Here is a 21,427-nt window from a genome sequence, read left to right on the forward strand (position 1 = left end):
AATGCTTGCAAAGGGCTCGGAACCCTGGCTTTTTACAGCTGCGCTTGTAACCGCAATGTTTGCAGTTCTCTCCAGGACAATGGATAGCTCCCATCTAAACCACGCTGCTTACATAGCAATGGCACTGACTTTCTTTATGGTTCTTTTTTTCAGAGATCCCGAAAGAAAGGTGGAAATTTCGGATACTTATATGATTTCCCCGGCCGATGGCACTATAATAGACATTCGAGGCCGGAAAGTCTGTATTTTCATGTTTCTCCAGAATGTACATGTAAATCGAGCTCCTATTTCGGGAAAAATCAGGGAAATAAGTTACAAAAAAGGTGGATATCTTCCTGCTTTTTGTAAAGACTCTGAAAGGAACGAAAGAAACGAGTTTATTATTCACAGCAAGTATGGGGATGTCAGTGTCACGCAGATTGCAGGCACAATCGCCAGGCGAATTGTCCCTTATTCTCGAGTAAACGATATCATCGAGCAGGGACAACGCATCGGAATGATTCGCTTCGGATCAAGAGTTGACGTAACAATTCCTCATGACTTTGAAATCATAGTACGGAAAGGAGAGCGGGTACTTGCAGGCAAGACTGTTATAGCAACAATAAAAAATGACAGGGATTTTTGAACATGAACGTATTCCAGATGTTAAGACTCCCGGACCTGGTCTCTCTTTTGAACCTTATCTGCGGGATTAGTTCAATTGCAATAGCTGCCCAGGCTACAGTCCAGGTTGCCACATTTCAAACTGCAGCGGCCCATGACGGGTTTACCCTGGCTTTGATCTTACTTCTTGTTGCAGCAATTGCAGACGGAGCGGATGGATACATTGCCAGGCGATTCAAAGGAGGGGAACTCGGGGAACAACTCGACTCCCTGGCAGATGCAGTTTCTTTCGGGGTGGCTCCTGCTCTTCTCATATACCTGCAATTCGGACAGGTAAACCCTGTTGTCGGAGAACCAGATCCCCTTGTCGCGGTATTTCCGGCTTTCTATGCGGTTTGCGGTGTGCTCAGGCTCGCACGCTTCAACTCCGTGGCTTCCCTCAAAACGGGATTTGAAGGTCTTCCCATAACTGCAGGCTGCGTTATGCTTGTTACATATATGTTGCTGAGCGAAAGCCTTGTCAGGATAGACTTCCTTTTAGCGCTTACCCTTGGTCTCTCTATTCTTATGGTCAGTTCGGTAAACTATCCAAAGATCAGGAACATCAGGATTCTCGCTTTTGTAGCTTCCGTTTTCGGGATAACTATGCTTCTTTACCTGTATAATGTCGAATATATGCGAACTTTCTCGATTCTGCCCTTTATCCTGATGTTGACATACATCTTTTCTCCCTTTTTCAAGATCCCTTTATTAACTAATCTGGGTAGTAAGGAATATCGGAACAAGGGGCTGAGAGCCAGGAAGGAAAAACAGTAAAATCAATTTATTTTTAGACATTCATTAACGAATTTCCAAAGGGAGAGATTTATTTGGTTCAAGAAAAAGCAACTGACAGAGATAACGCGCTCTTTGAAGCAGGAATAAAGCTCGGAGCCCTTTACCATCAATTCACGGGCTCTCCTGTAAATTTGAACACGGCTTCAAGCCTTGAGCAGGCTATCCAGGAAAGCATTTCAGTCCAGCCCTATGTGGAAGAAATTTCCGTAAAAATCGATAGAGATATGCTGAAAAGCAAGCTGAACGACGAATTCGGTTACTCTGAACTTCAGGGGCCCATGCTTAAAGTAAAAATAACCGTAAAATACGGCTCTTCAAAGATAAAAGTCGGAATGGAATATGACCCTGAACTGAATTATCCGCTGATGAAAATTTTAGAAATTAAATAGATAAATGTTTGATACAGGCGACCCTGCAAAAAAACCTTAAAACAGATAAAATAACGAATGCAACTTAAAGTAAGGGAATGGAGGCTTTTAAACCTCATTCTTTACAGTCTCAAAAGCTCTGACAACTTTTTCGTTCTGTTCCGGAGTCCCGACGGTTACCCTGATAAAAGTATCTCCCGCCTCCCTGAAGGAGTCGCAGGAACGTACAATAATTCCCCTTCTCATGAGGTTTTGTGTAACGGCTTTTGCTTTAAAAGGGGCAACATCTACAAGTACGAAATTTGCCTGGGAAGGATAAACCGTAAAAGGAATCTTCTCTTTCAGATATTCTCTGCCTTCTCTTGCGATTTCTATGCTTTTTCTCAGATGTTCGGAATCCGAAAGGGCAGTTATTCCTGCTTTTAAAGCCGGGAGGCTTACTGAAAACGGAGTTGCTGCTCTTATGTACTCTTTTGCCAGCCATTCGGGCATGATCCCATAACCCAGGCGCAGGCCTGCAAGCCCGAATACCTTGGAAAAAGTCCTGCCGACAACAAGATTATCGTATTCCCTTACAAGCCCTGCAAGGTTCCTGTCCGCGAACTCGACATAAGCCTCATCAACGAACACGAGAGCCCTGGTATTTTCAAGGACTTTCCTCAAATCGTTTTCTGGAAGGAGATTGCCCGAGGGATTATTCGGGGAGCAGAGAAAGATTATTTTTGTCTTTCTGGACTCGGCTTCCAGAAGCTTTTCAGGATCAACCGAGAAGTCCTGTTTTCTCCTGACAAAGACCGGCTTTCCTCCGCATGCCTTTGCCGGAAGCTCATAATAGGCAAAAGTCGGAGTAGGGACTATGACCTCGTCTCCTTTTTCAATAATCAGCCTGCAGAGCCCGTCAAGAAGCCCGTCCATTCCCGGCCCTGAAGCTATAAGGTTTGAGACCGGAAAGCCTGTATATTTCGAGAGAGCTTCCCTGAGTTCTATCGCGTCTGCTGAGGGGTAAATATTTGCGCAGGGAGCTATATCCACCAGGGCCTGAACAGCCTTTGAAGAGGGACCGAGTGGGTTTTCATTTGAGCCGAGTTTGATGATTGAAGCCGGGTCAAGCCCGTAAGCAGAAGCTATTTCTTCAATGGATTTTCCTGGAACATACTCTGCGATATCAAATATTTCTTTTTTTATCAGTTCAGGCCTGCTCAAGAACATCAACTACCGTATCGATCTGTTCTTTCGTAATTACAAGCGGGGGAACCAGGCGGAGCACCGAATCCGAGGTGCAATTTACGAGCACGCCGTATTCCCTTGCAAAGTCCACAAACTTGCTGCAGGGATATTTTATCTCGACTCCTATCATGAGCCCTTTCCCACGGACTTCTACAATATCTTCCCTGTCCATATTCCTGAGCTTTCCCATGAAATAAGCCCCATTCTCTTTTGAGCGCTTAAGGAGTCCTTCCTCCCGGATTGCTTCAATCGAAGCGAGTGCAGCTGCACAGGCAAGCGGCCCGCCTCCGAAAGTAGAAGCATGCTGCCCGCGCCCAAAGCTGAGCCCTTCCCTGGCCGCAATAGCACCCATCGGAAAACCTCCGCCTATTGCCTTTGCCATGCTCATGATATCGGGTTCCACTCCGAACTGCTCTTTACAGAACCATGTGCCTGTCCTTCCGAAGCCTGTCTGCACTTCGTCAAAGATAAGGAAAGTTCCGGTTTCATCACAGATTTCCCTGACTGTTTTGAGGTATTCGGGATCCGGGATATTTACTCCGCCTTCTCCCTGAATGGGCTCAAGAATAACGGCTGCCGTGTTTTCCGAAATAGCCTGCCTGATAGCATCAGCATCGGAGTATGGGACAAAAGCAGTCTCAGAACTCACAGGAGGCATGAAAGGATCCCTGTACATGCTCTTGTGGGTTACGCTGAGTGCCCCTATAGTCCTGCCGTGAAAGGAATGTTCAGCTGCTACGAAAGCGGTTTTTCCGGAAGCCACACGGGCCAGTTTCATTGCAGCTTCCACGGCTTCAGCTCCGGAGTTACAGAAAAAAACACGTTCCATACCTGTAATCAGGGCCAGGGTCTCTGCAAGTTTTGCCTGAATTTCGGTGTAATAAAGGTTGGAGACGTGCAGCAGTTTCTCAGCCTGGGCCTGGATTGCCCTGACGACAGTCGGGTGGCAGTGCCCTACATTATTTACTGCAATTCCTGCAACACAGTCAATATACTCTTTTCCGTAAATATCCCGGACAACCGCCCCCTTCCCTTCCGAGAGTACAAGGGGCTGACGCCCATAGGTCTGCATTACGTTTTTTGAATCTTTTTCTATAACCGAATCATATTTTGCCTGCAGATTCTCAGGCTCTGTAACGTTCTCTGTCAATTGAATTCCTTCCTGAAATTTGTTCCTTTAGACTGATTGGAAAGTTTAACGAATAAAGTCTGGATTATTTTTAATTCATATCCCAATCCGGAAGCCTCAATACCTCGAAATGAGTATTTATTAAAATTTTTGAAAATATTTCTTCTGCAGATTAAAGAATTTGCAGTTGAATTTCACAGTCAAATATTACAGTCAAACTTCACAGTTGAATTTTACTGTTGAATTTTACCGTTGAATTTTACTGTTTATTATTATCTGTCTTCACCGGAATCCAGATAATTCCCTGATTCCCTAAGAATGTTACTGCTCCTTCTCAAAAAAGAAATTTTTTTCCGCAAGTAAGATTTGCCATATCTGGAACGAAAATTCAGAGAACGGCTCTCTGGTTAAGGGAAACTCCGGATTCTTCGGGGCGTCAAAAACTTACGAATTGTCTCGAGTCGGATTATTTACTCTCGGGTTACTCTCCGGACTTCTGTTCCTTTCTGTAAGTCCTCGCTCCTGTGAAGCGTCTGGTTCTTTCCAGAGCCCGGGTTCTGGCAGTTTTTCGTTTTCTACCAGGCACAAAAACATTCCTGGCTTTTGCACTCGACTTGATATGCGAATCTACTACCACATTCAGGGCTTTTACAGGTTCGTCCTGAGGTGCATCTTCGGGCAACTCATGAGTTTCGCTCATAATTACTTTCCCTAAAGCGTTGACTTCGGCAAGAACGGGCTTTTCTGCAGAGTCCCGTAAGAAAGATACTCCTGAAGGTGCTTTTATTGTACCGTCCACCCTTGCGTTTTCATGCAATAAGACCGAGTCGGCTTTTATTCCCCCGAAAACTCTACTGTTCCGGCCAATCTGCACCTGTCCTTTTGAATAAAGATTGCCATAGACAGTGCCGTTTTCTCCTATGTTGATCTTGCTCTCTGAGTAAATGCTCCCCTTAAAGGTCAGGTTTTTCCCGGTCTCGACAGCCTGTGCCCGGATGTTTCCTATCAACAGGCAGTTGTTCCCTATAATGGCTTCCCCGGCAACCTCAATAGCTTCAGGGGAAAGCTTTGCCCCGGCAGGTATAATTAATACGTTTTCACAGGGCTCTTTTCCTTCAGGGCCCAGGCTTTCCTCGGAATCTTCAAAAAGTTCTTCTACGGCTTTTTCGATTTCCTCGCCTTTGCCGAGACGCATCATTTCCCTTATGTAAAGAAACAGAAATATAATTACAGGGACCGGATTCCTTACCACTATCCATCCCTTGGCTTCGAACCCTCCCCGGATTTTAACTTCTTTTCCTACGTCAAGGTCCCCTTCTACGAGCAGCTTTCCGTCAATAGTTACAAATTCTCCCAGGTAGGCATTTCTGCCAACCTCTACCCTGCTCCCCAGTTTTGACCACATGTCAATCCTGACATCGGAACTTGCCGCGATATCCCCGGAGACGGTCACTCCTTCTCCCATAATGACGGTATCGCCGAGAATGCCGTATTCAATATTAGAGTGATTGCCGACAATAACGTCTCCCTCGACTGTAATCCTGTTTGCTTCGATTCTGGTGTTATCTGGAACCAGGAAGTGCTTTAGAATCTGTTCTGGCTCTGAAATAGTGCTCACGCTCCGGGAAACTGTTATCTCTTTAATATCTGGATTCAGGGTTGAAACTGCTCTTTTAAAGATCCGTTTTTTCTGAATGGTATTCATTCAAAAATTACTATCTATGATATATTCTTATTCATTTTATCCGTTCATTATAAGAATATTTGAAAAATATAAGTAGCATTTTATATGCTGTATTTAACTATATGTAAATTTGTGTAAAACTTAAAAAGCTTCAATTCTCAGCATAAAATTTAATGCTATTTCCTTTTCCTGTGTTTCTTTTATCTCTTCACAAGTTTCTCTGAGATTCCGGATTTATTTTTCTTTTTTCGAAGCAATTCCTGTTCTTACATCCACGGCTGCGCCACTGTCAAGGGCCAGGATCTCTGCAGGAGATAGGAGCAGTTGCCCTGTTGCTAGCAGTCTGTCGGCCTCGTCTGTTACGAGTACTTCTTCCCCGGCCCTCAGCTCAGGATCGATTTCAACTACGTGTTTTATAAACGCGGTTTTACCTTTCTCCACAAAAGGAGCAGCTTCTTCTGAGACGATGACCCTGAGTTTTTTTCCTGGCAAGAGCCTGTGAACAATGGAAGCTCCTTCAATACTAAGGGTAAAAAAGCCATCCTTTGCCCTTGCCGTAGCTATACGTTTTCCTGAATGAAGCACCTGGCGTACCCTTTTTGTCCTGGATAACTGGAATGTTGAGCCGTCAGGGAAAAGTTCTTTTCCAATTCCTCTCCCAAACTGGTAATCCGCAATCATGCGGACTCTGGTAAGTCTGTCGGTGTCATAATTCATGAGACTAGGTAATATAGGCAGACCTTAAAGCCATTCCGGTTATTTCGATCTTTAGGGGCCGTACTGCAGGAAAATTCTTCCAATTTATATTTTCCGAAAGAAATAATAAACTATTTATATTTGATACATTTTAAGCAATATCTGTCAGACAAGTGCCAGACTTAAAATTAGTATAGAAAATCATAATGCATTGCACCTGTTCAAACACAATTATAAACAGGGATAACGTACTGAATATCGAGAATTTCATTAATCTCTGGAGAAACTTCTGCTACTTAAATCCGGCAGGTTGAAATCCCTCCCTGAGTGAATCGCATTTTGGAAAAACAAATTGAGGGTCGTGTTGATTCGAAAAAACGTTTCCCTTGATGAAAGTCACCTTCAGAAGCTTCAGCCCCTTCTGGAAAAACATAAAGGGAATTTGAGCGCAGCAATAAGGGAAGTTATTGACCAGGTTAGCCCTGGCCTTGAAAAGCATGGAACTTCTGAGGAAATGGATGAGAAACTGAAAAAAGAGAGAAAATCTTCAGGAGCAAAGGAAAAACTTTTCGGGAGCGAAGAATCCGTAACTATGAACCAGCAAATGATGAAGTGGCTTGTAAGAAGCTGTGCTGGCAAGCTTATGGATGAAGATGTTGTTCACGGGCTGATAAATCCTTACATTGTCACCACACTTCCCGAACTGGAAGAGCATCTTAACCGCAGCAGTAAAAAGATGGGCTGGAAAATTGAGGTTTCCGGCCCGCGCAGCGAAGAATCTGAAAACGGGCCAACTATTCTGGATTTCACTGGCGGGGACCGGGATTTTCGTGAGCTTCTTGTAGAGGCAGTTTGCATTTTCCTTTCGCGCTGGATGAGCCTGGACGTAGAGGCGCTGCATAGAAAGTCCAATTCAATTACCGTCTACCTGAAAACTTTTGTCAGGCATGATCCGGAGGAAGCAGCCCCTGGAGTCAGGAAATATTTCGGTTCCAGAGACCTTCTTTACAGAGAACTTGAGAAAAAGCCTCAATTCTGGATTGTACTCGCTGAGCTTTATCAAAAGTTCAATTATAAAAGAGTAAATCTGGATAAGGACCTTTTTAAAGCTCTGATAGCAGGTGAAGTTCCGGATATTACAAAATATTTTGAGCTCAAAGCTGACCGCTCCCTGCGTGAAATCCCGCTTTCGGAACTGCTCCCTCTTTTCAAGTATCTTGTGATGACATCCCAGCTTGTTAATGATGTGGAAATCTGTACGGAAAAAGGAAAAGAACAAATGAAAATCAGGCATGATTATTCCGATGAAAAAGTCATTGCAAAAATGATACAATTATTTTCCAGTGTGTTTGAAGCTGGCTGGCATAATTTCAGCCTGAGTTCGGTATCGGAACTTATAATCTTTGATTTTTCTTTCTCTGGAGTTTCAGCCGGAGAAGCTGAAAGAGTTTATTCAGATCAGGGTCTTTAATTAAAATAGCAATTTATATATAAGTATTAATTTACTAAACACGTATATACTCTTTAGCTCAGCCGTGCCTCCTTTATTGTGAGGCTGTTTTCAAAAATGAACCGCATTGAAAAGGAGGGAACAATTTTTGGTTCGTAAAAACGTCTCCATGGAAGATACGCATCTCCAGAAACTCCAGCCCTTCCTGGATAAAAACAACGGAAACCTGAGTGCTGCAATCCGAGATGCAATAGAGCTTGCAGATGCAGCTCTTGAGGGACATGAGTCCGTAGAGGATGCTCTGGAATATTTCACAGAAGGCTCTGCGAAGTATCCCGAAATGCGAAATAATTTGATTGAAAGTGGAGAATGTATACTCATAAGTCAACTTTCCTTCAGATGGTTGATCGAAAATACGGATGGGATTCTTGTTGCTGATGAACTCGTAAGTGAGCTTTTTAATCCCTATCAGATAAAGAGCACCTCCTACCTGCTGGAGTACCTGAATAAACGCAGCATGAACCACGGTTGGGGAATTGAAGCTTCCCTCATCAACTGGGAGGAAGACAGGACCGAGGTAATAGTACTCGAGCATGGGGACCCCAGTTTAAGGGCCTTCCTTGCTGAAGCACTCTCAATTTTTCTTGGCCGCTATTTGAATCTTGATGTTTCTTTTGTCCATCGCAAATCCAATTCTATCCTGATTTTTCTTAAGGAATACAAATCTGATGCTGAGGTTCCTCCGGGAATCAGGAAAAACTTTGGAACCCTGGATTATACGTTTAAAGAAATCAAAAACAGACCAGATTTCTGGACCACACTTGTGGAAAGGTATATGATGCACAGATATGAGAGAGTAAACCTTAACAGGAATGTATTTGAGGTTTTCCTCTCAGGTGGAGTTCCGGATATAACAAGCTTTTTTGAAGCATTTGCAGGCAAACCTATTCGGGAGATTCCTCTTTCCGAGCTGTTTATTATCTGCAAAAAAGTAGTTTCAGTCACCCAGCTTGTAAATGAGATTGAAAGGACCAGCGAAGGCGGAAAAATGCATGTAAAAATCAGACATCAGTTTTCTGACGAAACCGTCATTCTCAAATTGGTTGAGCTCTTTTCAAAAGTGTTCCACGCAGCAGGTTACATATTCGAGGTCAGGACTATATCGAATCTTATCATCTTTGAGTTTGCAGGGGCATGTTAATAAATACTTTCGACTACTCAAAGTTTCTCCTGCAAACCTTTGCCTCAGGTTTGCTGACATAATATATATTTTTAGTAGATTATCCACGCATTCGGGGATACTGGCTTTCTCTTTCTACATTTACTTTCCGTTCTGATGACATTGTTTTTCCTTTTAACTTGCTTCATTTATTTTCTTTTATCATAAGCTTTTTTGCTCTCGATTCTAGCAAAAATATTAAGAAGTATGAGTGCCAATCTATTATCTGTTTTACTAGAATGAAAATGTGCATCTGCCAGGAAATTTGAGCTGCCTGTGGCCTCAAGAAAACAGGAGAGGGAATACCCTTGATAGTCCGAAAAAATATCTCTATTGACCAGTGCTATGTGGATAAATTAAAGCCCTTTCTGGAAAAAAATAACGGAAACTTAAGTGCGGCAATAAGGGATGCTATCGAAACTGCCTCTCTTGCTCTGGCTGGAAGCACCGGTGAAAATGGAGAAAAAGATTCAAGCAAGGTCTCACAGAATGCAGAATTTCGTAGTAAATTAATTGAAGAAGAAGAATTCCTGCTTGTTCATCACACACTGCTTGAGTGGCTTATAATAAAGACTTCAGGGTTATTGATTGACGAATCAATTGTATATGAAATAATCAATCCTTATAAAGTTAAACGAATCCCTGATATTGTCAGTTATATAAATTCACTCAATGAAAAAATGGGCTGGAAAATTAAAGTTGATGCGGAGTACAGTCCGGGTCCGGAACCGGAAACTGCAAGTCTTACTCTCTCAAACGGAAATTCCTGCTTCAGGGGAATTATGGCTCACAGCCTGGCACTTTACCTGGCAAAACAGATGAAACTGGATGTTCAGGGTCTTTTCTGCAGATCAAATGTAACAAAAGTCTATTTTAAAAGGTTCGAATTTCTTGATTATCAAAAAGTTCCTAAAGGGCTTGAGGAACACTTCGGGCCGATGGAGAGTACTTTCCGGGAAGTTCAGAAAAAGCCGGAATTCTGGAAAAATCTTATCAAAACCTACAGGCAGCAGAATTACCAGCGGCTCAGTATGCACAGAAAGACTTTCGAGGCTTTTGTTTCAGGAAATCTTCCATCCGTAGTTGAAGTGACAAGAAATTTCGAGTTGAGTACAGGCAAGCCCCCTGCAGCTTTTACTCTTGCTGAGCACATCATGATTTTTAAAGAAGTTTACCTGACGGACAGCATAGGAAATGATATTGAAATTTGCACGGAAAAGGACAAGGAATATGTAAAACTTATTCACGATTATTCTGACAGAAAAGTTTGTGAATCTATAACAAAATATTATTCAAATATTTTCAAGTCAATTGGCTACCCTTTTACAGTCACTACCAGCCCCCATATGATTCTATTCGAGTTCGGGAAAAGATCCGGGTCTACTCACATTTCTCTGGAATAACGGATCTGGAACCCTGAATTTGCCGATTCCTGAGATTCCGTAAGATAGATAACTTCATATGTGGGAGTTTCCTATCCTTTTTCATGAGTGACGTAATTTTGCTCTGGGACTGCCCCCTTCTTTTTGAGAAATTGTTTGTGGAATACGGGCTTGAATGCAGTCGTGCACTCTCAACATCCCTGGGTACTCCTTATCTTCCTGCCTGCAAGGTTCTGATCCTGCCGACAGGTTTTGCAAATAAACAGTATACGAAAACGGGTGCAGGACTTGAACGCGGCAGGCGCTCCCTTGAAAAGTTTGTGACAAAAGGGGGGACTCTTCTTGTTTTCAGCCCTCTTGTCCCGGAATACGAATACGAGTGGCTTCCTTTTTCCCTGAAGTATATCATGGAAGAGAACGCATGCACACCTCAGCCTGTGGGTAAGCACGACGCCCAGAAGCTTGTGGAAAACCTTGTTCCTCCTGCAGGATGTGACGGTTACTTCGCAGAAACCGATGCTGATGTAGTGCTCAAGGATGACAGGGGCAGGCCTATAATGGTCGTAAAAGAGATGGGAGAAGGCATGATCGTTGCAACCACAATACATGAACTTCCTGCAGCCGGGTTCTTTGAGTGCAGGGTCGCATGTACGAAAAAAGTAAAAGCCTGAAAAGGAAAAAGAGACAAAGACGAGAAGCGATCATAAAACGAGAAGCGATCATAAAACGAGAAGTGATCATAAAACGAGACAAAAAATCAGAACTAAGCACAAAAATAACTCTCAGGGAAAAATAGATGTTTACAGGCAATATATACCTGCAGGCGCAACCGGGTTATTAATCCTCACTTAATCTTTTTTATATTTTTATCCTTTTTATACTGGTCCCTGAGTTTCTTTACTTCCTCGGTTTCGTTTTCGAGTTTGATCACAAAGAAGCCGAAGCAGGGCTTTATGAACTGAAATATAATGTTGTTCCCTGAAAAACCAACCGGAGAAGCCATACCAAGTAAGGTGATGCCTTTTACCTTATACCCACCAGGCACCAGGTATGCCTCCTCAGAATGCCCTTTAATATAATTTTCGCATTCCTTGAGAGTGGTATTTTTCAGGAGAATCTCATACCGGTATTCTCTTAAGCACGCCATTTTCGTACCCTTTATGTTTTTTCTTTATATCAACTTCAAAATATTCTAAAACCGTTAATCCCCAATTGACTGCCAATTTAATTTATAAATTAAAATATGAGGGAAATAATATATGAGATATTTCATTCTGAAAAAAGATCCGAAGGATTTGTGGGAAGCATTAGCCTGATTCGAATTCTCTACCAGTTTTTATGTTATCCGGAATACCTGCATGAGAATAAAATGAGAGTGAATCTCCACTCGAAGGGTAAAGAGCTTTAAGCCTGATATCAACAATTTAATATATAAATTATTGATAAATGAAATAGTTTAAATCAGATTATGGAACGATTGAGACTCAATCTGTTAGAGATTTTCAGAATATTGAAAAAACGTTAAAGTTAGATCTTAGAGAGGTTGAGACCAAGGTATGTTAAGTATGGTTGAATCAAAGCGTTGTCCGGACTTCAAGAATTTCTACCAGAGCGATCCGAAGTGATAATTGCAAAGGTTCAAATGAGGATTAACCCTACATTCTTACAGATAAAATACGTTAGAGATGAAATTTTATGACCGGTGCAAAAGTGCTTCTTATGATGGGATGTCCCGAGGTCCCAATTCAAACCAGCATTGCCCTGTATCTTTCCCATAAGCTGAATAAAGCAGGATTTGATGTAACTGTTGCTGGGAATGATGCCGTAATCAAGCTTTTAAAGGTTTCTGATTTTGACGGTTATTATGTAAAAAAAATGGTTAATCTCGATAAAACCCTGGAGGATATTATTGAGAAAAGATTAGATTTCGATATATGCTTCGCCTTTATGCATAATGATTCCGGAATGACTTTTGCAGCGACAATGAACGCCATTTCTCAGGCCAAAATGTACTCTGTAATTTTTGGCAAGAACGCAGAAGCTCTGGAAGAAGCCATCGAGTTCGACTGTGTGAAAATAGTTGCAAAAGATGTTCATAATCCCACCAGGCTCAAGAATAAGCTGGATAAGGTAATGGAGGAGATAGTTAAATGAGCTGTATCGAGCAGATGAAGTATGAAATCCTCCTGGAAAGGATAAGCTTCAAGGAAGCCAGAGAGTACATTGAGAAAAACTCAGATGAGGTTTACTATGTATCTCCGGGCTACAAGATCTTTAAGGATTACTACATAATAGGGGTACCGCCCATTGCAGTGGGAGCAAAAGGCAATGCTCTGATGTTCCCTTATACGAAACCCTGTCATGGAAGCTTTGTCCTGCGCATAGAAAATGAGGACAGCATAAATGAGATCAACCGGCTCAGGGAGATGGGAACGGAAAAGGTCCCTGCCTCATCGAAAAAGGGCAAATCTCCTGAAAGCTCCAAAGAACCCCGGATCAGTTTCCAGGACATGTGGAAAAAATAAATTTGAAGGGCTACCCCTTATTAAGCTCACGGGAAGAATCTCTAAATAGAGAAAAGAGTAAAAGAGTTCAACAACGAAGAAATAAGTAGAAAATTTCAATATAGAGGAAAATGTAGGGGGAAAGTTTTCTCTCACTTTCCTCTGGCTTTTGTAATAGTTTTTGGTCAACCTTTTTCCAAAAAGGTTACTTCTTACTCTATTACCAGGTCTCTAACCCTGATACCGCTTTCTACGATTTTCCCTACGATTTTTCCACCGGTAATTTCTGCAGCTTTTGCAGCGTCTTCCTCAGGCAGGATGACAAGAAAACCCATACCCATATTGAAGGTTCTGTACATTTCAAGCTCTTCCACTCCGCCTTCTTTCTGCAGGAATTTAAAAATTTCCTGGGGCTCAAGGGGATCGTAAAAATCAAAGCCGAGTTTTGTCACTCTTCTCAGTTTCAAGAGTCCGCTGCCTGTTATATGGGCAAGCCCATGGACTTCACATGCCTTCAGGACGTCAAGAATCTCAATATAAATTCTTGTTGGGGCAAGGAGTTCATCTCCTATTGTTTTTGAACTGTCATAGGGACAGAGATCATGGTAAGAGTATCCGGATTCCTCAATGATTTTTCTTACAAGGGTGTACCCGTTGCTATGAATGCCTGTACTTGGAATACCTACGATCACATCACCTACCCTGACTTTTCCTCCCTCGACAATCTGATCTTTCCTGACAAACCCAAGGCATGTCCCTGCAAGGTCAAAGCCTTTAATTATCCCGGGCAGGGTTGCGGTTTCCCCACCTACAATGGACATCCTGGATATTTCCGCGCCTTTTACCAGCCCTTCGCCTATCTGGGCGGCAAAGCCTTCTTCGTGCTTTTCCACGGCAAGATAATCTACAAACGCTACAGGTTCGGCTCCTATTGCCAGAAGGTCATTAACGTTCATTGCGATACAGTCTATGCCTACTGTGTTCCACCGCTGCATTTCGTTCGCAATAAGAACTTTTGAGCCTACCCCATCCGTTGTCAGGGCAAGGGCAAATTCTCCGAAGTCCAGAAGCCCTGCATAATGCCCTATTCCTGTAAGGGGAGCTCCTATGCCTTTTCGAACGTAACTAAGCTTTTCGATAAGGGTTTTGACAGTTTTTTCTTCCTTTGCGATATCTACGCCTGAATCCGCATATGTTAAGTGTTTTTCACTCATTTTTGCCCCTCCCTGCCTGCTTTATAGCTGTTTTTCAATTCCGTTTCCGTTATATAATTCGAATTCATCATGCAGGGTCTTGACTGCGGCAAATGCATCACCTTCCCTTACTACGAAAGAGATATTGTACTGGGAAGAGCCCTGACTGATCATGATAATATTAATCATTGAGTTTCCGAGCGCTCCAAAGACTCGTTTTGCCACGCCTGGAGTCCCGGCCATACCTGCGCCCACGACTGCGACTACGCAAACATTTCTGTCCGAAGTGATCTCTCTTACGATTTCCCGGTTGAATTCTTCATGGAGCGCTTTTAAAGCGGACTCAATATGTGTCTCACTAACCACGAAAGAGATATTGGATTCCGAAGAGCCCTGGCTGATCATAACAACATTAACGCCTGCCTTCGCAAGCGCTGTAAAGAGCCTGGCTACAGTCCCGACAGCCCCTGCCATCTCTGCGCCTGCAATATTGATAAGAGCCACATTTTTGATCAGGCTTACGGCTTTTACAACATGCCTGCACTGGAACTTTTCCGCAACCACGAGTGTGCCAGGAAACTCAGGCTCAAAAGTATTTTTAACACGTACTGGAATGTGTTCGCGCATGGCAGGCTCAATTGTGCGTGGGTGCAGCACGTTTGCTCCGAAATAAGAAAGTTCCATGGCCTCGGCATAAGAGATTTGCGGGATAGTCTTTGCTTCTGGCACGATTCTCGGGTCAGTAGTCATGATCCCGCTCACTTCTTTCCAGAGCCAGATCTCATCGGCTTTCAGGGCTGCACCCAGGATAGAAGCTGAGAAATCAGAGCCGCTTCTTCCCAGAGTGGTAATAATCCCATCCTCATTTTCTCCTATAAATCCCGTGACCACGAGAACCTGGGACCCGAGTCTGCACCCGAGTCTCTTTTTCACAAGTTCGTAAGTTTTTTCCAGAGGCCTAGCGTTTCCGTAATCCGATGAGGTTATAATCCCTGCTTCTCCACCTGTAAATTCGGTTGATGGAATTCCAAGGGAACGAACAGCTCCTGACACTATCGGAGCAGCCAGGCGTTCTCCGTAAGAGCAAATATAGTCAATTGACCTTGGGGTAAGCTCACCAAGATAGCAGATTCCGATCAGGGCTTTTTCGAGCTCGTCAATGCGAAGGTCAAGGGTCTGGATAACTTCTCTTGCAACTGTGGGATCGTCAATGGCATCATTCACGGCTTCATGGTGTTTGTTTGTGATTTCGGTCTTAAACTCCTTCACAAGAGCAACTTTACCTTTTGTTGAGGCAAAGAGTGCATTTTCCAGAAGCCCATCGGTCACTCCACCGAGCGCCGAGGTTACCACCACGATCTGGTTGCCTTCTTCATGATACCTTTTCAGAAGCTGGGCAACATGACGGATTTTTTTCCCGTCCCCAATGGAAGTTCCTCCAAATTTCATTACAATTTTCATGATCGGATCACGTTTTGGCATTAACTGGTTATTCTCACACCACTTACTTTAACGGTTTGTGTAATTTTAGTTATCCTCATTAAATATTCCGGATCAGAATAAATAATAATAATCCGGGAATTCTGCAGGTTTGCAAAGTATTTCTTAGCAAAATAATTCTTTGTAGAGAAAGCTATATACCGGCTCTTTTGCCATTTATATATATTTTATGCTGAGAACTTTTTCTGTATAGGATATGGATACTATATTATAATGTTTGTGTAAAAATGGATATAAAAATAGATCTCTGGATCAGTAGAGAAACCTGCTGGCAAATGCCCGATAAAATCCCGGTGATCGGTATCTGGTAGAAAATAATATATTTAATTCCCAAGATGAATGACTAAAATAGTTGGAGACAGGTGAAGCAATGAAATACGCTGTACTTATAGGAGACGGAATGGCTGATTACCCGATAGAGAAACTGGGTGGCAAGACCATTCTCCAGGCAGCTCGAACCCCTGCTATGGATTATATCGCAGTCCGCGGAAAAATGGGGCTTGCAAAAACTATACCTGACGGATTTCCCCCCGGAAGTGATGTCGCAAATATGTCCATTCTCGGGTACGATCCGGCAGTGTACTACTCTGGTCGGGCTCCTCTGGAAGCTGCCAGCATGGGTGTGGCTCTTGCACCAGACGATGTGGCTTTCAGATGCAACCTTATAACTATCGAGCACGGAAGAATAAAAGATTACAGCGCAGGGCATATCAGCAGTGAAGAAGCTAAAATTCTCATCGAAACTCTTGATACGGAACTCAGTACCGAAGAGCTGAGCTTTTATCCGGGAATCAGTTACAGGCACCTGATTGTCGCCAGAAATAACCTGGGGGCTGAAACGGAGTGTACCCCCCCGCATGATATCACGGGAAAGAAAATTGAGGAATATCTGCCCGGAGGAAAAGATGGAGATTTCTTCTCCGGCCTTATCAAAGCATCCAGGGTCGTTCTTGAACTCCATCCGGTTAATCTGAAAAGGGTTGAGGAAGGTGAGAATCCTGCAAACTCAATCTGGGTCTGGGGTCAGGGATATGCTCCAAAGTTTACTTCGTTTCGAGAACTGTACGGGAAAACCGGGGCAATTATTTCGGCAGTTGATCTTCTGAAAGGCATTGGAGTTTATGCAGGCATGGACGTAATTGAAGTTGAGGGAGCAACCGGTTATCTCGATACCAATTATGAAGGAAAGGTCAGTGCTGCCATCGAGATCCTGAAAACCAGGGATCTTGTTTTTGTTCATGTGGAAGCTCCGGACGAAGCCGGACATGAAGGGAGTATTGACAAAAAGTTGAAAGCTGTCGAAGATTTCGATAACCGAATAGTAGCCCCTATCCTTAAACATGGCGAAGCTTCAGATGAACCTTTTACACTTCTCATACTGCCTGATCATCCAACTCCGATTTCCGTAAAGACCCACACTCGAGACCCGGTTCCTTTTGCAGTCTACAGAACCGACAGAACGGATTCCGATGGAGCAAAGACTTTTGATGAAGAATCGGCTAAAAAAGGTTCTCTGGGTCTTGTAAAAGCTTCGGATCTTATAGGAATGCTTGTGAAGGCTAAATAACTACCTTTCTTTCATTCTCTATTTTGATGCTCCTATCTGTCCAGCTTCCTTTAAATTTCCCGGAAATCCTCTGCTTCGGCTTTTCGGAAGTTTTTCTTTTTAACACTCAGGTTCTTTTTTGTACTACGTTTTTGTGAAATTGCTCAGGAAAATGTATATATCCTTTCTCAATATATTCAGAATAGCACATAAAAGCCTGTGTTATCGTTTTAATTTAGGGGGTATTTTAATATGAGATGGCCTATGAGAAAATCGTTTTCAGGACCTGCACGCTGGGACCCTTTTGAAGAGATCAGAAGGACGCAGGAGCGCCTGAACCAGCTGTTTGAAGACTTTATGCCAATGGAAGAGTGGGGAGGCGGAAAGGTTTACACGCCTGCCATTGATATTAAGGAAGAAGAAGACAAGCTTGTAGTCACTACCGATCTGCCTGGTATTGATAAAGAGGATGTTCAAATTAACCTCAAAGAAGACATGCTTGAGATTAGTGCAAAGACCGGGAAGGAAAAAGAGACCGAAGAAGAAGGATACCTGCGCCGGGAGAGAGCATACACTCAATTTTACAGGGCGGTCCGCCTGCCTGCGAGCGTTAAGGAAGAAGGAAGCACTGCAAAAATGGAAAACGGTGTCCTGACAATAACATTGCCGAAAATGCAACTGGAAGAGCCGACAAAGAAAATAGCTATCGAATAATCTTTCCAGAGCGGAAAGATAACCCTGAATGCAACGTCAGACTGCTACTTTCTTCCGCAGTCTTTTCTTTTTTGAATCTTTTTTGTTAATTTCCGAATTTATTACAATCCAAACTTCAATTTTTGATTCTTATACTCGGATAATCAGTTATTCTGGTAATCAATTTCTTATTCTGTTATTTGCCCGACACGCCGCTGCTATAATTCTCGGAGTCAGAACACGGCTCCACATGAATTGAAAAGTGACCATTTTTGCCGCAGGTTTCTTTTAACCTGTTTTCTATCTGCATTGAGATTTCATGTGCGTCCACGATGTTCAACTCCCTGTCAACCTCAATATGGACATCTGCAGCCATGGCGTTCCCTATTTTTCGGGTTTTTAGCTCATGGAAGCCTAAAACGCCTTCAGTAGAAATCAGAATCTCTTCAATGTTTCTGTAAGTCTCCGAATCAAGTGAAGCTTCCAGCAGTTCATTGAGATTTTTATAAGAGATGTCGAATGCCACTTTAAAGATAAAGAAACTCAATACAATTGCAGCTATTGGGTCAAGCACTACCCAATGACCTCCAAGAAAGATCGCGCCTCCTATCCCTATCATGGTTCCTATAGAAGAAAGGGCGTCTGAACGATGATCCCAGGCGTTTGCAATTACCGCATCACTGTTAAGTTCTCGACCACATACTATGGTATAACGGTACAGCCACTCTTTTGACACAATTGAAATGATTGCTGCAACAAGAGCGATTTTGCTTGGTTCTGGCAGACTCTCTCCCTGATAAAAAGTAATAACTTTCTGAAGACCCCCCCAGAAAATTCCAAACGCAGCCGCAACAAGTACAAGCCCTATAAACGCTGCAGCTAAAGTCTCAATCTTCCCGTGTCCATAATTGTGTGTGCTGTCCCTTGGTTTTCTAGCAATCTTTAAACCTACAATCACAGCAATATCAGTTATGAAGTCTGATAGGGAATGAGCCGCATCAGCAATCATTGCCGAACTGTTGCCCAGGATCCCAGCCGCAAACTTAAAACTTGTCAATAAAAAGTTTAAGATCATCGAGATTTTTGTTACATGAGCTGCCCTGGAGTACCTGGTGTCCGCATTCTCCTCATAATCAAAAAGAGCCCCTTTACTTATATCGCCAGCGCCTTCCATAATTTCTCATATCATCTTGATTATTTGAACAGATTTGAGATATTATATTTCGATATATATTATTATACTATTAGACCAGAGCATAGAAATTAGCGGCCATTAGATATAAGGTTATCTTTCATTGATTAAGGAGTTTATAAGGCTCTATATTGCTTTTACAGGCTAAGTCGCCTCTAATATTAAATAGTAATTATAAAAATAGCGGTATTCTTTTTACAAACTGGTAATTCTCTACAGACCTTCATAAGTATTATTATCTTTCGGAAAAATTACATCTGTAGATCTCTCCTGTGATCTCTGCCAATCGACGTATGCCGTCAACCTGTTCAATGCTCTCGTTATCTTTTGGTCCCATTATCTATTTTTCGTCATTTTCTTTGCTTTCCGTCCTATTGGAAAAGGTCTCCGGTGAACTTTCAGCTATAATGCGGGAATCTGTATTTTATTTCCTTAATTCTCTCTCCTTCCTTCCCCTCGAATTCTTCAGGGAATTCTTTATTTTTAAGGGCTTCAGCCTGTGCAATTTTGGGATGCAGTTTTAGAAATTCTATTGAATATTCAGTAGTTTCCTTTGCTGATGATTGAAAGGCCTTATCAATTTCTTCTTTGCTAAATTGCTCGTGATAAAGAAGAATCTGGGTTACTTTTTGCCTGGTGGCTTGAGGCTCATTTTCATAGTCCAGGGAGTAATACAGCTTGCTTATGATAACTCTTAAACTCCAGGTTCTGCTTCGTTCGTTATCTTTTAACTCAAAAGGGAGTTTATCCTTTATTTTTCTCATAATTTCGTTCAGGTCATACTGGCTCGTGTTTAACACCCCTATGAAATTTGGTTTGCAAGCAGATAAAGGCTCTTAAATCTTTCCGGAAAAATATACTATCAGTAAATAAGGTAGGTAGAAGACAACGTAAGTTAAAAACGAAATTGAAAATAAATTGATAAAGTAATAAGTTGAAAGCTAAATTAAAATCATATATAATCGGAAAATAAAATAGATTAAAAAAAGTAAGCTAGGACGCGATTAAGTTGAGAAATAATGTAAGCTGGATTAACTGAAAAAATAAGGCATCGAAAAATAGGTGAAAAGCGCGGCATCAGGAAACTGTTCTCATCATCTTTTGCTCAGTTGGGGTAACTCTCATCATCGCCGCAAGATCCAGTATATCGGTGGTCTTATTTATGGTTACTGCCTTTACTGCTGCAAATTATTGATTTAATGATCACTTCCTGTAATTTCCTGTATCTAACGGAACAAAATCAGTTGCTGTTATTTATTATTTCAAAGACTTTTGAGGAAAACACTTGAAATTCGAAGCCATAGCCGTTGAGAATATTCCCCTTATACATACTGGGGACAACCTGCCCTCGATCATCTGTGAGAATATCGAACTTCAGGACAGGGATATTGTTATCACTGCCTCGACCGTTGTTGCTAAAGCGGAGGGGGAGATCTTCAGGCTCGAGGACATTACCCCAGGAAAGATGGCACTTGAGATTGCAGCCCGGAGCGGAAAAGATGCGAGATTTATCCAGGCTGTACTTTCCCGAAGCAAGGAAGTACTTGTGGAAAAGCCATTTATGCTTGTGACAACTCTCGCGGGACATACCTGTGTAAACGCAGGAGTTGATGAGTCAAATATTGAAGACGGATTTTTGCTCTATCCCCCGGAAAATCCGGATGTAAGTGCTTCAAGGCTCGGGCAGGAGCTCGAAAAGTTAAGCGGGAAAAAGTTAAGTGTCATTGTCACGGATACAAACGGGAGGGCTTTCAAGATAGGACAGACCGGTGCTGCCATAGGAATTTACAAAATAAAGCCTGTAAAGCGCTGGATCGGGGAAAAAGACCTCTTTGGAAAAATCCTCGAGATTACAGAAGAAGCGGTTGCCGATGAACTTGCAGGTGCGGCAAATCTTCTGATGGGTGAAGGTGCGGGCGGAATTCCTGTGGTTGTTATTCGCGGGCTCGATCATTATTGTGAAGAGGAAACTTTTATAAAAGAAATATACCGCCCTGAAGAACAGGACATAATTAAAAAAGGGCTTCGCTGCCTGCAAAAAAAAAGTTGAATTAAAGAAGGAAATGATTCAGAGTTCAAGTATTGATTTTCATTCGAATACCCCGCAGCTTGCTGCGGGGATGAAAAACTTCCCCGAGAACCGTTGTTAAATAACCAATTTATATTTTCAACTACATTTGTAATGTAAATGGAACTAGGACGTG

General features: G+C 42.6%; 21 protein-coding genes. 12 read left to right on the forward strand and 9 right to left on the reverse strand.

Features of this window, described 5'->3' with window-relative positions:
- Position 1 precedes the first annotated feature (1 nt).
- From ACPK8D_RS11300 to ACPK8D_RS11310, 3 genes are read left to right on the forward strand one after another with little or no spacing between them, the layout of a single operon-like run.
- Complete coding sequence (locus ACPK8D_RS11300) at positions 2–625, forward strand: phosphatidylserine decarboxylase (RefSeq protein ID WP_424717949.1); 624 nt, start codon at positions 2–4, stop codon at positions 623–625.
- A gap of 2 nt (positions 626–627) precedes the next feature.
- Entirely contained in the window at positions 628–1,419 is a 792-nt protein-coding gene (locus tag ACPK8D_RS11305; protein WP_424717974.1) for an archaetidylserine synthase, read from the forward strand.
- Positions 1,420–1,472: 53 nt separating this feature from the next.
- On the forward strand, positions 1,473–1,829 hold the full coding sequence (locus tag ACPK8D_RS11310; protein ID WP_424717950.1) for a dihydroneopterin aldolase family protein: 357 nt from the start codon (positions 1,473–1,475) through the stop codon (positions 1,827–1,829).
- 87 nt (positions 1,830–1,916) lie between these two features.
- Here ACPK8D_RS11310 and hisC read toward each other — a convergent pair whose 3' ends face one another.
- The 4 genes from hisC to ACPK8D_RS11330 all read right to left on the reverse strand — a co-directional run bounded on the left by hisC (position 1,917) and on the right by ACPK8D_RS11330 (position 6,565).
- The gene (gene hisC, locus ACPK8D_RS11315) at positions 1,917–3,017 is read right to left on the reverse strand and encodes a histidinol-phosphate transaminase (protein WP_424717951.1); all 1,101 of its coding nucleotides are present in this window, start codon (positions 3,015–3,017) and stop codon (positions 1,917–1,919) included.
- Positions 2,998–4,107 (reverse strand): acetylornithine transaminase, encoded by a 1,110-nt coding sequence (locus ACPK8D_RS11320; RefSeq protein WP_424717975.1) that lies wholly within the window; start codon positions 4,105–4,107, stop codon positions 2,998–3,000. The genes hisC and ACPK8D_RS11320 overlap by 20 nt, the downstream gene beginning before the upstream one ends.
- Before the next feature lie 538 nt (positions 4,108–4,645).
- Complete coding sequence (locus ACPK8D_RS11325; RefSeq protein WP_424717952.1) at positions 4,646–5,869, reverse strand: polymer-forming cytoskeletal protein; 1,224 nt, start codon at positions 5,867–5,869, stop codon at positions 4,646–4,648.
- A 213-nt stretch (positions 5,870–6,082) separates the two neighbouring features.
- Complete coding sequence (locus tag ACPK8D_RS11330) at positions 6,083–6,565, reverse strand: PUA domain-containing protein (protein WP_424717953.1); 483 nt, start codon at positions 6,563–6,565, stop codon at positions 6,083–6,085.
- A gap of 340 nt (positions 6,566–6,905) precedes the next feature.
- Between ACPK8D_RS11330 and ACPK8D_RS11335 the strand changes: the two genes are divergently transcribed.
- From ACPK8D_RS11335 to ACPK8D_RS11350, 4 genes are all read left to right on the forward strand, one after another.
- Entirely contained in the window at positions 6,906–8,015 is a 1,110-nt protein-coding gene (locus ACPK8D_RS11335) for a hypothetical protein (RefSeq protein ID WP_424717954.1), read from the forward strand.
- A gap of 127 nt (positions 8,016–8,142) precedes the next feature.
- Positions 8,143–9,195, forward strand: coding sequence for a hypothetical protein (locus ACPK8D_RS11340; RefSeq protein WP_424717955.1), 1,053 nt, complete (start codon positions 8,143–8,145; stop codon positions 9,193–9,195).
- A gap of 326 nt (positions 9,196–9,521) precedes the next feature.
- On the forward strand, positions 9,522–10,616 hold the full coding sequence (locus ACPK8D_RS11345) for a hypothetical protein (RefSeq protein WP_424717956.1): 1,095 nt from the start codon (positions 9,522–9,524) through the stop codon (positions 10,614–10,616).
- An 83-nt stretch (positions 10,617–10,699) separates the two neighbouring features.
- A complete protein-coding gene (locus ACPK8D_RS11350; protein WP_424717957.1) occupies positions 10,700–11,266 on the forward strand; it encodes a hypothetical protein in 567 nt (188 codons plus the stop codon).
- Positions 11,267–11,439: 173 nt separating this feature from the next.
- Here the strand turns inward: ACPK8D_RS11350 and ACPK8D_RS11355 are convergent, their stop codons facing one another.
- Positions 11,440–11,742 carry a DUF1894 domain-containing protein gene (locus ACPK8D_RS11355; protein WP_424717958.1) on the reverse strand — a complete coding sequence of 101 codons (303 nt, stop codon included), beginning with the start codon at positions 11,740–11,742 and terminating at the stop codon, positions 11,440–11,442.
- A 548-nt stretch (positions 11,743–12,290) separates the two neighbouring features.
- Between ACPK8D_RS11355 and ACPK8D_RS11360 the strand changes: the two genes are divergently transcribed.
- Together ACPK8D_RS11360 and ACPK8D_RS11365 are read left to right on the forward strand one after the other, a co-directional pair.
- A complete protein-coding gene (locus ACPK8D_RS11360) occupies positions 12,291–12,749 on the forward strand; it encodes a DUF1890 domain-containing protein (RefSeq protein ID WP_424717959.1) in 459 nt (152 codons plus the stop codon).
- Positions 12,746–13,120 (forward strand): DUF1894 domain-containing protein, encoded by a 375-nt coding sequence (locus ACPK8D_RS11365; RefSeq protein WP_424717960.1) that lies wholly within the window; start codon positions 12,746–12,748, stop codon positions 13,118–13,120. Before ACPK8D_RS11360 ends, ACPK8D_RS11365 begins: the two co-directional genes overlap by 4 nt.
- Before the next feature lie 191 nt (positions 13,121–13,311).
- On the opposite strand, the gene purM is transcribed toward ACPK8D_RS11365, so the two are convergent.
- Positions 13,312–14,313 carry a phosphoribosylformylglycinamidine cyclo-ligase gene (gene purM / locus ACPK8D_RS11370; protein WP_424717961.1) on the reverse strand — a complete coding sequence of 334 codons (1,002 nt, stop codon included), beginning with the start codon at positions 14,311–14,313 and terminating at the stop codon, positions 13,312–13,314.
- A 21-nt stretch (positions 14,314–14,334) separates the two neighbouring features.
- Positions 14,335–15,753: an aspartate kinase gene (locus ACPK8D_RS11375; RefSeq protein WP_424717976.1), complete on the reverse strand. Its 1,419-nt coding sequence runs from the start codon at positions 15,751–15,753 to the stop codon at positions 14,335–14,337.
- Between the two features lie 409 nt (positions 15,754–16,162).
- Between ACPK8D_RS11375 and ACPK8D_RS11380 the strand changes: the two genes are divergently transcribed.
- Positions 16,163–17,359: a cofactor-independent phosphoglycerate mutase gene (locus tag ACPK8D_RS11380; protein ID WP_424717977.1), complete on the forward strand. Its 1,197-nt coding sequence runs from the start codon at positions 16,163–16,165 to the stop codon at positions 17,357–17,359.
- 231 nt (positions 17,360–17,590) lie between these two features.
- Complete coding sequence (locus ACPK8D_RS11385; protein ID WP_424717962.1) at positions 17,591–18,052, forward strand: Hsp20/alpha crystallin family protein; 462 nt, start codon at positions 17,591–17,593, stop codon at positions 18,050–18,052.
- A 175-nt stretch (positions 18,053–18,227) separates the two neighbouring features.
- On the opposite strand, the gene ACPK8D_RS11390 is transcribed toward ACPK8D_RS11385, so the two are convergent.
- Together ACPK8D_RS11390 and ACPK8D_RS11395 are read right to left on the reverse strand one after the other, a co-directional pair.
- The gene (locus ACPK8D_RS11390) at positions 18,228–19,205 is read right to left on the reverse strand and encodes a cation diffusion facilitator family transporter (RefSeq protein ID WP_424717963.1); all 978 of its coding nucleotides are present in this window, start codon (positions 19,203–19,205) and stop codon (positions 18,228–18,230) included.
- A gap of 416 nt (positions 19,206–19,621) precedes the next feature.
- Positions 19,622–20,023 carry a hypothetical protein gene (locus ACPK8D_RS11395; RefSeq protein ID WP_424717964.1) on the reverse strand — a complete coding sequence of 134 codons (402 nt, stop codon included), beginning with the start codon at positions 20,021–20,023 and terminating at the stop codon, positions 19,622–19,624.
- A 485-nt stretch (positions 20,024–20,508) separates the two neighbouring features.
- Here ACPK8D_RS11395 and ACPK8D_RS11400 point away from each other — a divergent pair, with 485 nt between their 5' ends.
- A complete protein-coding gene (locus ACPK8D_RS11400) occupies positions 20,509–21,273 on the forward strand; it encodes a coenzyme F420-0:L-glutamate ligase (protein ID WP_424717965.1) in 765 nt (254 codons plus the stop codon).
- Positions 21,274–21,427 lie beyond the last annotated feature (154 nt).

Source organism: Methanosarcina sp. (assembly GCF_049706645.1).
Lineage (GTDB): Archaea > Halobacteriota > Methanosarcinia > Methanosarcinales > Methanosarcinaceae > Methanosarcina.

Excerpts from the sequence above, each read along its gene's own strand:
- ACPK8D_RS11385 (WP_424717962.1), top strand. The coding sequence starts at position 17,591 with ATGAGATGGCCTATGAGAAAATCGTTTTCAGGACCTGCACGCTGGGAC.
- ACPK8D_RS11355 (WP_424717958.1), bottom strand. The coding sequence starts at position 11,742 with ATGGCGTGCTTAAGAGAATACCGGTATGAGATTCTCCTGAAAAATACC.
- ACPK8D_RS11350 (WP_424717957.1), top strand. The coding sequence starts at position 10,700 with ATGAGTGACGTAATTTTGCTCTGGGACTGCCCCCTTCTTTTTGAGAAA.
- ACPK8D_RS11300 (WP_424717949.1), top strand. The coding sequence starts at position 2 with ATGCTTGCAAAGGGCTCGGAACCCTGGCTTTTTACAGCTGCGCTTGTA.
- ACPK8D_RS11360 (WP_424717959.1), top strand. The coding sequence starts at position 12,291 with ATGACCGGTGCAAAAGTGCTTCTTATGATGGGATGTCCCGAGGTCCCA.
- ACPK8D_RS11375 (WP_424717976.1), bottom strand. The coding sequence starts at position 15,753 with ATGAAAATTGTAATGAAATTTGGAGGAACTTCCATTGGGGACGGGAAA.
- purM (WP_424717961.1), bottom strand. The coding sequence starts at position 14,313 with ATGAGTGAAAAACACTTAACATATGCGGATTCAGGCGTAGATATCGCA.
- ACPK8D_RS11325 (WP_424717952.1), bottom strand. The coding sequence starts at position 5,869 with ATGAATACCATTCAGAAAAAACGGATCTTTAAAAGAGCAGTTTCAACC.
- ACPK8D_RS11330 (WP_424717953.1), bottom strand. The coding sequence starts at position 6,565 with ATGAATTATGACACCGACAGACTTACCAGAGTCCGCATGATTGCGGAT.
- hisC (WP_424717951.1), bottom strand. The coding sequence starts at position 3,017 with ATGTTCTTGAGCAGGCCTGAACTGATAAAAAAAGAAATATTTGATATC.
- ACPK8D_RS11365 (WP_424717960.1), top strand. The coding sequence starts at position 12,746 with ATGAGCTGTATCGAGCAGATGAAGTATGAAATCCTCCTGGAAAGGATA.
- ACPK8D_RS11390 (WP_424717963.1), bottom strand. The coding sequence starts at position 19,205 with ATGGAAGGCGCTGGCGATATAAGTAAAGGGGCTCTTTTTGATTATGAG.
- ACPK8D_RS11320 (WP_424717975.1), bottom strand. The coding sequence starts at position 4,107 with ATGCAGACCTATGGGCGTCAGCCCCTTGTACTCTCGGAAGGGAAGGGG.
- ACPK8D_RS11380 (WP_424717977.1), top strand. The coding sequence starts at position 16,163 with ATGAAATACGCTGTACTTATAGGAGACGGAATGGCTGATTACCCGATA.
- ACPK8D_RS11305 (WP_424717974.1), top strand. The coding sequence starts at position 628 with ATGAACGTATTCCAGATGTTAAGACTCCCGGACCTGGTCTCTCTTTTG.